The sequence below is a fragment of the Virgibacillus carmonensis genome (genome assembly GCF_057836705.1).
The window spans coordinates 15,711-27,866 of the sequence record NZ_JBYQFJ010000010.1; the positions used below are offsets into that span (position 1 = coordinate 15,711).

At 37.1% G+C, this 12,156-nt stretch carries 16 protein-coding genes; 6 read left to right on the forward strand and 10 right to left on the reverse strand.

Going from position 1 to position 12,156, the window contains the following annotated elements; all coding sequences use genetic code 11:
• Positions 1–121 precede the first annotated feature (121 nt).
• The gene (locus tag AC3G7N_RS09810; RefSeq protein WP_489421967.1) at positions 122–259 is read left to right on the forward strand and encodes a hypothetical protein; all 138 of its coding nucleotides are present in this window, start codon (positions 122–124) and stop codon (positions 257–259) included.
• A gap of 223 nt (positions 260–482) precedes the next feature.
• Here the strand turns inward: AC3G7N_RS09810 and AC3G7N_RS09815 are convergent, their stop codons facing one another.
• Together AC3G7N_RS09815 and acpS are read right to left on the reverse strand one after the other, a co-directional pair.
• Positions 483–587, reverse strand: a complete 105-nt coding sequence (locus tag AC3G7N_RS09815; protein ID WP_489422102.1) for an NAD(P)H-hydrate epimerase — start codon at positions 585–587, stop codon at positions 483–485.
• A gap of 328 nt (positions 588–915) precedes the next feature.
• Positions 916–1,272 carry a holo-ACP synthase gene (gene acpS, locus AC3G7N_RS09820; RefSeq protein ID WP_489421968.1) on the reverse strand — a complete coding sequence of 119 codons (357 nt, stop codon included), beginning with the start codon at positions 1,270–1,272 and terminating at the stop codon, positions 916–918.
• A gap of 144 nt (positions 1,273–1,416) precedes the next feature.
• On the opposite strand from acpS, the gene AC3G7N_RS09825 reads away from it, so the two are divergent.
• From AC3G7N_RS09825 to AC3G7N_RS09835, 3 genes are all read left to right on the forward strand, one after another.
• Positions 1,417–2,181 (forward strand): rhomboid family intramembrane serine protease, encoded by a 765-nt coding sequence (locus tag AC3G7N_RS09825; protein ID WP_489421969.1) that lies wholly within the window; start codon positions 1,417–1,419, stop codon positions 2,179–2,181.
• Between the two features lie 167 nt (positions 2,182–2,348).
• Entirely contained in the window at positions 2,349–2,507 is a 159-nt protein-coding gene (locus AC3G7N_RS09830) for a hypothetical protein (RefSeq protein ID WP_489421970.1), read from the forward strand.
• A gap of 48 nt (positions 2,508–2,555) precedes the next feature.
• Positions 2,556–2,711 carry a YqaE/Pmp3 family membrane protein gene (locus AC3G7N_RS09835; RefSeq protein ID WP_489421971.1) on the forward strand — a complete coding sequence of 52 codons (156 nt, stop codon included), beginning with the start codon at positions 2,556–2,558 and terminating at the stop codon, positions 2,709–2,711.
• A gap of 84 nt (positions 2,712–2,795) precedes the next feature.
• On the opposite strand, the gene AC3G7N_RS09840 is transcribed toward AC3G7N_RS09835, so the two are convergent.
• The 3 genes from AC3G7N_RS09840 to cshA all read right to left on the reverse strand — a co-directional run bounded on the left by AC3G7N_RS09840 (position 2,796) and on the right by cshA (position 6,504).
• Positions 2,796–4,214: a PH domain-containing protein gene (locus tag AC3G7N_RS09840; RefSeq protein ID WP_489421972.1), complete on the reverse strand. Its 1,419-nt coding sequence runs from the start codon at positions 4,212–4,214 to the stop codon at positions 2,796–2,798.
• Positions 4,207–4,686: a PH domain-containing protein gene (locus tag AC3G7N_RS09845; protein ID WP_489421973.1), complete on the reverse strand. Its 480-nt coding sequence runs from the start codon at positions 4,684–4,686 to the stop codon at positions 4,207–4,209. The genes AC3G7N_RS09840 and AC3G7N_RS09845 overlap by 8 nt, the downstream gene beginning before the upstream one ends.
• A 336-nt stretch (positions 4,687–5,022) precedes the next feature.
• The gene (gene cshA / locus AC3G7N_RS09850) at positions 5,023–6,504 is read right to left on the reverse strand and encodes a degradosome RNA helicase CshA (protein WP_489421974.1); all 1,482 of its coding nucleotides are present in this window, start codon (positions 6,502–6,504) and stop codon (positions 5,023–5,025) included.
• A 239-nt stretch (positions 6,505–6,743) separates the two neighbouring features.
• Between cshA and AC3G7N_RS09855 the strand changes: the two genes are divergently transcribed.
• Together AC3G7N_RS09855 and AC3G7N_RS09860 are read left to right on the forward strand one after the other, a co-directional pair.
• Positions 6,744–7,661: a DMT family transporter gene (locus tag AC3G7N_RS09855; RefSeq protein ID WP_489421975.1), complete on the forward strand. Its 918-nt coding sequence runs from the start codon at positions 6,744–6,746 to the stop codon at positions 7,659–7,661.
• Positions 7,662–7,743: 82 nt separating this feature from the next.
• Positions 7,744–8,595 carry a DegV family protein gene (locus tag AC3G7N_RS09860; RefSeq protein WP_489421976.1) on the forward strand — a complete coding sequence of 284 codons (852 nt, stop codon included), beginning with the start codon at positions 7,744–7,746 and terminating at the stop codon, positions 8,593–8,595.
• Positions 8,596–8,638: 43 nt separating this feature from the next.
• On the opposite strand, the gene AC3G7N_RS09865 is transcribed toward AC3G7N_RS09860, so the two are convergent.
• The 5 genes from AC3G7N_RS09865 to AC3G7N_RS09885 form a co-directional block, all read right to left on the reverse strand.
• Complete coding sequence (locus tag AC3G7N_RS09865) at positions 8,639–9,340, reverse strand: alpha/beta hydrolase (protein WP_489421977.1); 702 nt, start codon at positions 9,338–9,340, stop codon at positions 8,639–8,641.
• 176 nt (positions 9,341–9,516) lie between these two features.
• The gene (locus AC3G7N_RS09870) at positions 9,517–9,873 is read right to left on the reverse strand and encodes a YppG family protein (protein ID WP_489421978.1); all 357 of its coding nucleotides are present in this window, start codon (positions 9,871–9,873) and stop codon (positions 9,517–9,519) included.
• 78 nt (positions 9,874–9,951) lie between these two features.
• The gene (locus AC3G7N_RS09875; protein ID WP_489421979.1) at positions 9,952–10,239 is read right to left on the reverse strand and encodes a glutaredoxin family protein; all 288 of its coding nucleotides are present in this window, start codon (positions 10,237–10,239) and stop codon (positions 9,952–9,954) included.
• 341 nt (positions 10,240–10,580) lie between these two features.
• A complete protein-coding gene (locus AC3G7N_RS09880) occupies positions 10,581–11,177 on the reverse strand; it encodes a DedA family protein (protein WP_489421980.1) in 597 nt (198 codons plus the stop codon).
• A 51-nt stretch (positions 11,178–11,228) separates the two neighbouring features.
• Positions 11,229–12,077, reverse strand: a complete 849-nt coding sequence (locus tag AC3G7N_RS09885) for a DUF1206 domain-containing protein (protein ID WP_489421981.1) — start codon at positions 12,075–12,077, stop codon at positions 11,229–11,231.
• Between the last annotated feature and the right edge of the window lie 79 nt (positions 12,078–12,156).

Sequence of the window (12,156 nt, forward strand, 5' to 3'; positions counted from 1 at the left end):
CAAGATCATTTTCTTCCCATGTATCCTCTCTGATACATATGAAAAAACGTGCGATGGAATGCCAATCGAAATCATTTCCGTTCTTCCATGATAGAATGCTGCACAAGTACACTTTATTTGGGTGCTTCAGGCGATAAACGTAATCAGCTTTCGTCGCATGAAACTCACTGCCCTCGCCGCTCGTAATCCTGTCGGGATATCTATTGCAATTGCTTTTCCCTTTTTTGATTTACGCGTAGACAATCGAATTCAACGGTAGGAGCTTACCTTTCATGCTGATGCCGAGTATAGCATCTACGACCACAACTGCTTACTGTATATATCGTGTCGATCGCATCATGCTGATTGCACAACGTTTACGAAACCACCACATTTTCAAGATATCCTTGTTTTACCATGCACCCCTTTTACTTTCATCTGGAACGATTTGGATGACAAATGTGTTATAACCTTCATTTAGCAATGTTCTGGCAATTACATACTTAATCGCCCCCATTGTTTCCTGATCCAACTAAAATACAAAATTTGTCATGTTCAGAAAGGATCGATTTCATTTTCTCGCTAATAGCTCTACCAGCATTCTCCATCAATAGTTTTTCCGTCACACCTGATTTTTTCTCATGGTATAACTGTCTACATCGTACATCTCTTTTGCGGTGATTATAAACATTACCATTTCCTCTACCCGCACTAAAATATATGAGACAAACTCTCCAAATATGCAAGAAAAGCAGAAGCGCCTTGCTCAGGGGTATCACGCATTAGCAAGAGACCGTAGAACACAAGCAATGAGGTTCGACTAAGGTTGCCATGTCCTTTGGCAACGTCGAACTACCCTACCTCCTCCTTTAGGGCAGGAGTATATAGTGCTTATGCCGCGAACCGTTTGACTGCTTGTGCGCTAGACAAAATCGCCTATTCTTCTATAATTACTTGTGCAACAGCGTAATCTTTGCTGTGCGTAATCGAAATAAAAATCGTATAACTTTCAAATCCTTGTACATGAAGGATTGGCGCTCCAGATTTAGTAGATGTGACATCTATGTCCTTAAAGCTTAATTTTCCGATACCCGTACCTGTTGCTTTCGCAAATGCTTCCTTAGCTGCAAACCTACCTGCTATAAACTCCACTCGGCGTGATGCACTGGTTAAATTTTCATATGTCTCATGCTCATGCTTGGTTAAAATTCGTTTTACTAATCGATTGCTTTCTTCTAAACTTTTTTTTATGCGTTTTAATTCAATTATATCGATTCCAATCCCTTTAATCATTTTGTTAACTCCTTTCCTAGCACGTATAGATTATAATTTGTTATTTCCCTATCTTTTTAATGGTCATACTATGTATGAAACGTTATTATACTAATAATACCCGAAAAGTTACGTATTCAAAAATTCATCTAACGGGGGATTTCAATGTTTATACGATCAGAAAAAAGTTTAAAAGAATTTATTCAATTCTACCCTATCGTTTCAACAATCGTAGTTATTCATCTCGTATTATTATTAATTGTTGATATTTTATCATTACCCATTGGAAATATAATCTACCAATGGGGTGTTGGTAATAATCTTTATATCCAGCAAGGTGAATATTGGCGGTTATTCACATCCATTTTTCTTCATGCAGGCCTTAGTCACGCACTCTTCAATTCACTTGCATTGGTATTATTTGGTCCAGCGCTGGAGCAAATGTTAGGAAAGCCTAAGTTCATTATTACGTATTTGTTGGCTGGGTTAGCAGGTAATTTAGGAACATATTTAGTTGAACCCGCTTCGTATTTCACCTCATATGTTGGCGCATCTGGTTCAATCTATGGTTTATTTGGCCTTTATCTATTCATGGTGCTATTTCGCAAACACCTCATTGATAGTCAAAATGCCCGTATCGTGGTTACAATCATTGTAATTGGTTTAATAATGACCTTTATACGCCCAGGTATTAACATTTCTGCACATCTATTTGGATTTCTTGGAGGACTTGCACTCGGTCCAATAGTGCTGACAAACGTTCAGCCTTTTTCCATTTGGCAAAATCAAACAAAACATAACGACGGTTCCGTTCAATTTAATCCCAACCGATGGCAGAAAAAACGAACCAACAAGAAGATTTTAAAAATCGTACTATGGACTGCCTTTGCAATTCTTGTAGTCCTTGGCATCTTTGGAAGGTTTCTATAAAGGTTAGTAGAGATAAGGATTAATTTCCTTATCTTTTTTAATTTAGGCATTGCTAACTTGTCAATTTAGTTTTAAAAAACAGGGAAAGGGTAACTATATATAAGAGAAAATTCCTTTTCGCATTACTCATCACATATGTATCCATGAATTAAAAGGAGCTTACGAAGATGAAAAAAGATAACCAAATGGAATTGGACTATTATGAAGAGAATGAGACAAAAACTGAAAATATAGGCAAAATAAGTGTCACAGATTTTTTAATCATGTTAAGTGGGGTCGCAACAATAGGACTTGTTACGATGCTATTACTATGGGTCATGATGTAGATAAAAAGATCTCGACAATGCTTACGTACAAAAGGAGGCAAAACGTTTATGTTATATATATTAGCCATTCTTCTTCCGCCAGTTGCTGTATTAATGACAGGAAGACCGATACAAGTGTTACTTAATGTATTGTTAACAATTATTGGCTGGGTACCAGGAGTGATTCATGCTATGTTTGTTGTCCATGGGTCAAAAAAAGCGTGATAGTGTTTGTAGAAAAAAGCCGTTCTGGAATCAATTAATTCCAGAACGGCTTTTCACTGTTGCAACCTTTACCTTTTTCAGGTTCTAGTCGCGATAAGAATACCAAGAAGCTAAATCCATGACATCCTTTACCGCTAAATCCTTTATTTTATATCCAGATGTTGACACAATTGATGCTTTTATCGTGGCGAGTGAAGCCCTTTTTTGTATGACATGTTGTTTCTTTTCAAAGGATTGAATTCGTTTGTGAAATAGAATTACCGTTTTTCGATTTACTACACGGTTCCTTAATGTAAGTTGCTCCTCATCAATTCGAAAGCCTGCGTCCTTAAAACGTAATAGACCCATGTAAAAACAAAATATAAGTAGTATAGTTGGTACCCAACTATACTGTGGAATAAAAAACAGCATGGCAATGATTGCTACAAGTAGCAACATGGTAGACCGTACTACGTAAAATGTTCTTGCCTTCTTTGGTAAGCCTTTCAGGTTATTTCGATCAGAAACATATTCGGGTAGAAATTTGTTTAAAAAACCATCAACTTCTGATTTTTTCATAATGGGGAAAAGAATCGTTGAACGATCCTCACCTTTTTCAATAGCCCCCCCAGCTACTTCTGCGTAAACTGTTACATATCCAAATGGTTGTCGGAGTAAACTCTCTTCAACACCCACAGCCTGAATTCGGCGTATTGGTATCGTAGTTTGTTTTTTCTCCAGTAGCCCTCGAGTAATAAATAGTTCTTGATTATTTTTTATAATGGTAAATTTCCCAAATTTTATCATTGTCCCAGCGATACCAAGAAACCAGAGCAGTAATAGTAGGGCCAAAATCAGAGCCACTATAATTATAATACTAAAGCTGATAATGGCTTGAAATGTTTGCTCATAGTATGCATCCGGAATAAATTGTTCAAGCTCCGAAACCAGAAACGTCATAATTACAAAGAGAATTCCAATGCTACCGGATGTTGTCCCCGCTAAAAATAAACGCTTAGCAGTTATCTTTTGTTGAGGCAAGTGATGTTCGTTTCCCGTGATATGTTCATCCGTTTCTGTCGTTGTCTTTTGAACTGTTTTTAATTCTTCTCTTAGTGTTTCACCAATTTGTAGCTTGACTGCTTTTAATGAAGCCTCCGTTCCAAATCCACTTCCAGCAGTTTCAATATTCACTTTGACTAATTTCAAAGCACGATGTACAACACTTTGTGTTAGGTCAATAGACTGTATACGATTTTTCGATATGTAGCGTTTTTTCCGTATGAATATCCCGTACTCGATTCGGAACTCTTCTTCTTCCACCCGATATGTATAACGATACCAAGATAAAATACTAAATAGTACCACACCAAAGATTAATACACTGGCCCCAATCACAAAATAGATAAGGCCAGCATCTTTAAAAGCAAAGAACCCTATTCCAATCGAAAAAATCAATTCTTTAAACGTTTTTAGCAATGTGAAAAATATTGCTGCCGGATGGAGTCGTTGTTTTTCAGACATCATCTTCATCCACCCTTGCAAGTCTAGAAATCTGATCACGAAGACTATCTGCATCCTCCTCTGATAGTGCAGGAATTTCATGGGTTGTGGCTGCAGTAGAAATAGTTACGCTAGCTAACCGATACTTCTTCAATATTGGTCCTTGTTGTGTATCCACATGCTGCACTCTGATCATCGGCACGAGCGTTCTAGACACAATTAAAATGCCGTGCTGGATATATATCTCCTGCTCAAACACTTCATAACGCCAACGCATCCATCTTACCTTTGGCAATAAATAAACAAAAAAATAATGCAAAAGTCCACTTATCAAGATACCAATTAACATATACCACAATGAAAAATTAAAAATAATTGATAATACGAGTCCCACAACAATGATAAGCCATAAAATTGAAATATGTATCATTGCAGATATTTTCCAAGCCTTGATTGCGTCTTCGGCTATTGTATTAATTGGTGGTTGTCGCATTGTAGTCCCCCCCTACTATATTTTCTATTTGTATATACGATTCATCGATGAAAAGGTGTCATTCTTTAGCGGTTGAGCAGTAAAATTCACAAATTGGATCGTATTTTACATATAACGGACAGTATTTCACACAAGTGCTGCAGTGAACAGACTCTGACTGCGTCTCCGCTTTTCTTGTCTAGCTTCGGCACCTATTGGCTATAGTGCCCTTCAGAAGAGTCTTCCTTGCGATACGCCAATAAACAGGCGCCTACGCTTTTCTCTACAAATTAAAAAGCTCCCTTTGCGCTAAGGAGCTTTGTTTTGGTGTCTATTATTTAGTCGCGAATTTAAGTCTTAGTCGCGGTTTCTGCGTTTCTGAAAGTTTCCTTTGCGGTTACGCCCGCCTTGTTGATTTCGTCCACCTTGGTTATTACGTCCACCTTGACTACGCTGTCCATAATTACGATTATTGCGACGATTGTTATCTTTGCCTCGTTGTCCTTGTGCCTTTTTAACACTAATCGGCTGTACAGAGGAAATCGAAACTGGTGTATCTCTTCGCTCTTTAGTCAACATTTTTAGCGCAGCAGCAATAACGGAAATAGAATCATTATCTTGCAGTAGCTCATTAGCCGTTTCATGATAAGATTTTAGATCATCACTTTCAAGTGTTTTTAATAACTTATCCACTGTAACTTGTTGTTGCCCACGCTGTGCATCTTGATTAGTTGGTGGCATTAAACGCTTCATCTTACTCTTTGTAACTTTCTCAATTAAATGAAGGTGTGCCATTTCTCTTGGTGTAATAAATGAGACTGCTTCACCAGTACGTCCAGCACGGCCTGTACGGCCAATACGGTGTACATAGCTTTCTGGGTCTTGCGGGATATCAAAGTTATATACATGCGATACACCTGAGATATCTAGACCACGTGCAGCTACATCCGTTGCAACCAGGATCTCGATACGTCCGCTTTTAAACTTGTTTAAAACTGACATACGTTTACCTTGTGTCAAGTCACCGTGAATTCCTTCTGAACGGAATCCTCTTGCTTGTAAACCTTCAGCAATTTCATCTACACGCTTCTTTGTACGACTGAAAATAATTGCTAAGGTTGGTGCATGAATATCGATATGGTTGGTTAACGTATCAAACTTTAATCTTTCTGGTACTTCAACGAAAAATTGATCAATATTTTCTACTGTCATTTCTTTCGCTTTAACTTTTACCTCTTGTGGTGATTTCATCAACGTATTCGCGATATTACGGATTTCCTTTGGCATTGTAGCTGAAAATAACAATGTTTGTCGATCTTCCGGAATTCCTTTTAGGATGTCACGAATGTCATCAATGAATCCCATGTTTAACATTTCATCTGCTTCATCTAATACTGCAGTTTGAACGTTATCGATACGAATTGTCTTTCTACGCATGTGGTCCAATAAACGTCCTGGTGTTGCTACGACAATATGTGGTCCGTCTTTCAATGCACGAATTTGTCGATCCATGTGCTGACCACCATATACAGGAAGCGTACGGATTCCTTTGAATTTGCCCAAACGATTTATTTCTTCAGCTACTTGAATTGCAAGCTCTCTTGTTGGAGCTACCACAAGTCCTTGAATCGTTTTTGCTGTTTTATCAATTTTTTCGATCATCGGAATTCCAAATGCTGCAGTTTTACCTGTACCTGTTTGAGCTTGTCCGATTACATCTTTCCCTTGCATCGCAAGAGGAATTGTTTCTGCTTGAATTGGCGTTGCTTCTTCAAATCCCATTTTTTCTAAAGCTTTCATAATGGGGCTTGATATACTTAATTCTTTAAATGTTGTCACCTTAATAGTCTACTCCTTTTTTCTTCAAAAATTTATTCGCACAAAAAAGGCATCCCCCATTCGTGGAAAGAGGCCTCACTTTATTCACTCATGCACTAAATAATAGTTCTTACATCATAACATACAATCCACATAGTTATCCACTATATATCAAAAGTACTTAAATGACTTTTTTACCTCTAGCATGATAAACTGTATTAATTAGATATGATGAACATAAATGTAAAGGGAGGGTTCTTATGCGTATGCCTCCGTTCAACCCACACTTTGCGGTTGTCATCGGCGTTCTCGCTGTTTCTACATCTGCTATATTAGTCAAGTTAGCCGGTGATGCACCAGCATCAATTATAGCGAATTATCGATTGCTATTCGCTGTTCTTATTATGTCACCCATTATTCTTTTATATTATCGACATGAATTTAAACAGATACAAAAAAGGGATTGGATTCTTGCCATGTTTGCCGGAATATTCCTGGCATTCCATTTCATACTTTGGTTTGAATCTTTAAATTATACATCAGTAGCAAGCTCTGTAGTACTTGTTACACTGCAGCCGATTTTTGCTTTTCTTGGTACATATTTTTTCTTTCACGAACGATTTACACCAGGAGCAGTAATAAGTATGGTCATCGCACTTTTTGGAAGCTTGATCATTAGCTGGGGAGATTTCCAAATAAGTGGTTTAGCTCTGCTTGGCGATATCTTAGCATTACTTGGTGCAATGATGGTTACAGCATACTTTTTAATCGGACAAAACATAAGGAGACGATTGTCCCTTATGACATACACATTTGTTGTTTATGGAATCAGCTCAATAACCTTAGTTGTTTATAATTTAATTCTTGGTTATTCATTTGTTGGCTATCCAATTAGCTATTGGTGGATCTTCCTAACACTCGCTATCGTACCAACATTTTTAGGACATACCATGTTCAATTGGGCTCTCAAATGGCTAAGTACCTCAACCATTTCGATGGCGATTGTGCTTGAACCAATTGGTGCAACACTTTTAGCCTATATTATATTAGGTGAAACCGTTACTTGGGCGCAATGGCTTGGTGGAACAATCGTGTTATTTGGGTTATTTCTGTTTATCATGAGTACTACCAAAAAAAGAAAAGTCACGATTTCCCAAACAAAGAAAGATATGACCTAGTACCATAATTCAGTGGGACTATGCTACCCTTCAAGCTGCAATACACTGGTATAATGAAATCAAACTAAAAAGAGGTGATGACATGCGTATCCAGCTTATGACAGATAGCGGGGCGGATCTTCCAACACGGCTAACAGATGCATTAAATATTATCGTCGTACCACTGTATTTACATTTTAAAGAAAAGCAATATGTCAGTGGTGTAACATTAAACTTAAAAGAATTTTATCAGAAGATTGAGGAGTATGATGAGTTACCACGATCATCTGCTCCTAGCCCAAATGACTTTTATGAGGCTTATAAAAAAGTGGACCCTGACACGCCAATTCTTAACATCAGCCTTACAAAAGGACTAAGTTCAACGTATGACAATGCGGTATTAGCGCAAAAGATGCTACTTGAAGAAGAACCAGATCGAAAAATAGCCGTTATTAATACAAGAACAGCATCTTGCGGAATGGCACTTTGTCTCCATGAAGCAAATAGTAAAATAGTGGAAGGCTATACGTTTGAAGAATTAGAGGATTATTTGAATGACCGCGTTAAAGATACAACGACATTAATTGCACTGAAAACTCTTGAGAATGTGATCCGTGGTGGAAGGCTTGATAAAGTTAGAGGTACCATTGCAAAAACGCTAAACATCAAGCTTTTGATGCATGCAAGTGAAGAAGGAAAAATTGAGGTCTCGGAGAAAGTTCGTGGGGATAAAAAATCGATTAGAAGACTAATTGAGCAAATCGGTGAGTATACGAAGAACGTTGAAGAAAAAATTATTGTCATGTCCCATTCCAATGCAGAAAGCCGCGCTAAGACTGTTCTTGATGAAATTATGGAAAGGTACCCTTTCAAAGATTCTTATCTAACAGACATGGGACCATTAATTTCGACTTATGCTGGTGAGGGTGGGATAGTGATTTCTTTCTACAAATAAAAAAGAGGAGTCTTCTGATATTATTATCAGCCATACTCCTCTTTCATGGGTGCGCAACTTCTTTGGATAAAAAGTTATAAATCATTTGATTTAATGTATCCTTATCTTCTCCAAGACAAATTAGATGTCTGGAACGCTCAAAAAAGACAACTTCCTTTTCTTCCGAATTGATTTCTTTATCCAAAAAATACGCTGTCTTATAAGGAACCATTCCATCTTTTTGTCCCTGTGCAATTAACACGCTTGAGTCTATTTCCTTTAAATAAGGCTTGGTAAATTTAACTAGCTTTAAGAACTCCAGATTAGACTTAAACGGAACTCCCCCAAGTTTTTTCTTGTAATGGATATATAACTTGTTCTTTTTTATATTCCCTTTTAAGCCGTCTGCACACACCTGACGGATATCAAGAACAATTTGTTTGAATGAAAGATATTTTCTTGCCGAAGCTAACAATACAAGTTTATCTACTTTGTATTTTGCAGCTAAATAAGACGCAATCATACCTCCCATTGAAAAGCCAATTAGATACACTTCATCATATTTTGCCAATAGCTGCTTTAAACAATCTTCAGCAGCAGAGATCCACTTTTTATGTGACACATTTTCAAGAGCGAGCTTTCTCCCATGTCCTGGAAGGGTCGGCACTTCTATGTGCCAGTTCGTTTCCTCTCTCAAAAAATTTGATAACGGCTCAATTTCATAGGGCCCTCCTGTATATCCATGAAGGAGTAAGCATGCGATCATAATCATCCCCCTTTCGTCCATCTATTTATTAATTACCCTTTTTTTGTCTACCTATTACAGATGGTTAGGATTTTCTATTTCCAACAATGGCTGGTTTTGCTATTTTGTATTTATTTTTTCATTAAAAAAAGCCGATGATTAGCACACTTTTCACACCATCCGCTTTTCTATCGTTATCATTTAAAACTTTTCATAATGGAACCAAATTGTTTTACCATTGGGGAAATTTGTTGGAATGTATTGGCTACTTGACCCACCGTTGATAACATTTTATCAAAATCAACTTCACCTTTTTTATTTTGAAAATAGGTTAACATGTTACTTGGTGGCGGTTGATTGAATGTAGTGTATTGATTTTGGTTGGATTGTGAGAAAGTATGCCAATTTGCTGGCTGTTTTGGCTTTGCATAGACTTGATAAGGTGTAGGATTGTATGGTGGAATAGTTGGTTGTTGCCATTGCTGCTTATGGTATTGTGGTCGTTTCGGATTATCAATAAATGGTTCCTGATAGTAATTTGGTCTGTTAAACATGCGACACACCTCTTTTGCATCTGTTTGTATTTAGAATATGCAAACCAAGAGATATTGTGTCATAACACAGGTTAAAAATTACCTGCTATCATATTCTTCATAAAAATTCCTGAAATAATCTTGGCTTTCGATTATGCTTAATTCATACTTCAACTTACTTTCTTGAAATCCTAAGACTGAATAATCATCGACAAATGTTGCAGGCGTACCAAATATCCCTCTATCCTGCAGCTCCTTTAAGTAGCCCTCATTCTCTGATAAATTTTTCTCTACATAATCTACTCCCCACTTGTTCATTCTGTCTACTACCTGTTTACACTCTGAGCAGTTATCACTCGTATAAATAATCACGTTCTGTCTAATCATTGGTGTCACCCTCCTAAAATAGCATTGTATAAATTTATTCCCTTTTCTTTACTTCTTAAACGTATTTATTAAAGACGTATTACAATATGGTTACATCTGGGTTAAACTTTATACTTTTACCACAAAAAAACACGACCTGAAATCGTGTGGTAAACAGTTACTTTTTTATCGCCGTTCCAAGTTTCTTTAATAGATTAATTGCTTGAATCTTTTGTTTGAAAACTAAAAATTGGTCATCTAAATCATACGTCTCGTACTATCATTACGGAAATTGTGGAGAAAAGTTTCAAAAAGGTAACAGGAAGAAAGAAGACTCACTATCTACTGTGAACCCATTCCCATTATTCGTATGCTTTCTCTTGCACTTTTGCGTGTCTATGCTTCTTATTCTTTCGATAAATTATATATATGATAATACCTACTACAAGGGCAATAATTGCATAGAGCTGAAACTCTTCCATAAAAGATTTCACTGATTTTAAATTACCTACACTGCCTAGCCATAAAACACCAACTGTCCAAGGCAGAATTCCAAGCAACGTTAATGATAAAAACGTCCACTTATTAATCTTACTCACACCTGCAACATATGAAATATAGTTTCCTAACCCGAGTGGTCTGCCGAAAGCTATGCTCCATACTCCAAATTTTTTAAACCAACTTTGTGCTTTTTCAATTTTTTTACGACTTGTTTTTTCTTTTAATTTATCCTCAAGTTTATAGCCTATATAGTATGGGATAAGACTGAATCCTGTATAAACCCCGCTTGCCAACAGACCATATAAGACCACTTCTGTCATAGATAGATTTAATATATAACCAAATACTAAAGTAACTAATCCACCAGGAAACGGAAGAGATGATGCCTCTATTGCAAGACTAGCAAGCAATCCCCATATTCCAAACTCTTTAATAACATCAACTACAACCTCTAACATAGAATGAACTCTCCTTTAAATGGATTATCTCCAGTTGTACATCTACTACAATTATTTTTCACTCACTTTAATATTGCGGTTTTTTCCTTCCAAAACCACAAAAATGCCATAAAGAAAAAGTCCAAGCGACACAATACCAAGCAATGCTTGCCCATGTGGTTCTTGCGCAATTTGAGCCAAAGCTCCATCTATTCCAGTTGCCTGACTTGATTCAGCTGTCCAACCTGCATGAATGAAAAATCCACCAAGAACACCAAAAGTAACTCCTCTTGCAATAAACCCAATTCTTCCTGTCAGTTTGGTAAACATCCATTCCTTTTGTTTCATTTGACTAACATTTAACTTTTTCGCATAGCTTCCTCTAATACCATTGACTACCTGAATCACGGCAAAAACAAAAATGCTAATCCCAGTTATACCAATCGCCAATCGTCCAAGTGGCATATCAATCATTTTCCCCATCCAAAATTGCTTAGAGTTACCCGTCTGTCCTGAGTTAATTGCAAGGATAGCAAAACTAACCCCTAAACCAATATGAAATATAGCTGTACAAAAGTAACCAATCCGAATAGAAAAATCTTTAATCTTTGTTCCACCATGGTCTCCTTCAATAAAAACTTGTGTTAGTAACCATGTTATATAACCAGTGAGGCCAAGTACTACCAGCCACAATATTAACTCCCCATATGGTTTACCAGCAATCGCAGCAATGCCTCCTTGACTGTCACTCTTCTTGCCAATACCAATCGCTGCCATCATGGAAATAAGACCGATTAATACATACACAGAGCCTTTTGCAGAAAACCCAATCCTTGAATACCATCTAACCCAAGTCTTTACATTGCTATCAGCATCTTTCCTCTTAAGAAAGCCGCTTATCTTAATCAGTATATTTTCCATCAGTCACTCAACCCTTATAAGGAACACGTAATAAGGGTATATTCCTTTAAAGCCCTACTTAGAAACATTTTGATTGCTA